This is a genomic window from Streptomyces sparsus, from assembly GCF_054776295.1.
The window spans coordinates 1-1,754 of the sequence record NZ_BAAHCA010000971.1; the positions used below are offsets into that span (position 1 = coordinate 1).

Genomic DNA, 1,754 nt, shown 5'->3' on the forward strand with positions numbered 1-1,754 from the left:
CTGCGCGGCGTGCACGCCCACCTGGCGAGCGGCCTCGACGCCGACCCGCTGCTGGCCACCGCGGCGCGCGTCACCGACTGGGCGAGTCACCTCGCCGACCGGCACCGGCTGGACCTCACCGAGATCAACGTGGGCGGCGGTATGGCCGTCGACTACACCGACCCCGCCGCCCGCTTCGACTGGGCCCGGTACGGGGCGGGGCTGGCCGAACTGGCCCGCGCCCACCCGCGCTTCACCCTGCGGGTCGAGCCGGGCCGGGCGCTCACCGCGTACTGCGGCTGGTACGTCACCGAGGTGCTGGACCTCAAACACAGCCACGGCGAGGCGTTCGCGGTGCTGCGCGGCGGCACGCACCACCTGCGCACCCCGGCGGCGAAGGGGCACAGCCAACCGTGCGTCGTGCTGCCGCGCGACGACTGGCCGCACCCCTGGCCCCGACCCGCGGTGTCCGGCGAACCGGTCACCCTCGTGGGGCAGTTGTGCACCCCGAAGGACGTGCTCGCCACCGCCGTCCCGGTCGGCGCACTCCGGGCCGGCGACCGGGTGGCGTTCGCCATGGCCGGCGCCTACGCCTGGAACATCTCCCACCACGACTTCCTGATGCACCCGCCGCCCGCCTTCCACCACCTCGACGCCCCGGACACCGGCCCGGCGTCAACCGGGTGATGGCGACGGGCGGAGGGGCGGCTCGCGGGCGGTGGCGAGAGGTGAGCGCTCACCTCACGCTGCCCCGGTCAGCGTCCGCCCGGACTCTGAAGCGCAGGCGGTGGTGACCGCCTCCGCCGAGCGGCAGCCGCACCGGCAGCACCATCACGGCCCGTCCCCGACGCCTCAGCCGAGCTGCAGGGACCGTTTGGCGAGGCCGGCCCAGTAGCCGTCGATGACGGTGCGCTGGTCGGCGAGGTCGGCCTCGCCGGCGCCTAGCGTCACGAACAGCGGGGCGAAGTGCTCGGTGCGGGGGTGGGCGAGACGGCCCGCCGGGGCGCGGTGCTCGAAGTCGAGCAGGGCGTCGACGTCGCCGTTGTCCAGGGCTTCCCGGCCCCAGTGGTCGAACTCCTTCGACCACTGGGGCGCCTCGTCCACCCCGGTGCCCCAGCGCAGACCGCGCAGGTTGTGGGTGAAGAAGCCGCTGCCGATCACCAGCACGCCCTCGTCCCGCAGCGGGGCCAGCCGGCGGCCCAGCCGCAGCAGTTCCTCGGGGGCCAGGGTGGGCATGGACAGTTGCAGCACGGGCACGTCGGCGTCCGGGTACATCTCGGCCAGGGGTACGTAGGCGCCGTGGTCGAGACCGCGTCCCGGGTCGCTGTGCACGGGCGTGCCGGGACCGCCCAGCAGGCCCCGGACCCGGTCGGCCAGCCAGGGCGCACCCGGCGCCGGGTAGGTGACGCGGTAGTACTTCTCGGGGAAACCGTGGAAGTCGTACAGCAGCGGCACCGGGGTGGTGGCGCTGACGGTGACGGGCGCCGACTCCCAGTGCGCGGAGATCATCAGCACGGCCCGCGGGCGGGGCAGCTCCGCCGCCCACGCGGCGAGCTGACCGGTCCACAGCCGGTCGTCGGCGAGCGGCGGGGCGCCGTGGCTGAGGTAGAGCACGGGCATGCGGGCGGCCGTCGGGTCCATCGGTCCGTTCCTCAGTTCCTGATCAGCAGGGTGATGCCGGCGACCACCGCGCCGACTGCCAGGGCGGCGAGGCCGTGGCTGAGGCGGTGGTCACGCAGGCCGGGCAGCGCGCGGTCGGCGGCCCAGCGGCCGGG

General features: G+C 75.2%; 2 protein-coding genes. One reads left to right on the top strand and one right to left on the bottom strand.

Annotated elements, in window-relative coordinates:
- The coding region (locus tag ACYVE9_RS25450; protein ID WP_461030241.1) for a type III PLP-dependent enzyme domain-containing protein at positions 1 to 666 on the top strand (666 nt) is incomplete at its 5' end.
- Between the two features lie 165 nt (positions 667 to 831).
- On the opposite strand, the gene ACYVE9_RS25455 is transcribed toward ACYVE9_RS25450, so the two are convergent.
- The gene (locus tag ACYVE9_RS25455; RefSeq protein WP_461030242.1) at positions 832 to 1,620 is read right to left on the bottom strand and encodes a dioxygenase family protein; all 789 of its coding nucleotides are present in this window, start codon (positions 1,618 to 1,620) and stop codon (positions 832 to 834) included.
- Positions 1,621 to 1,754: the final 134 nt, after the last annotated feature.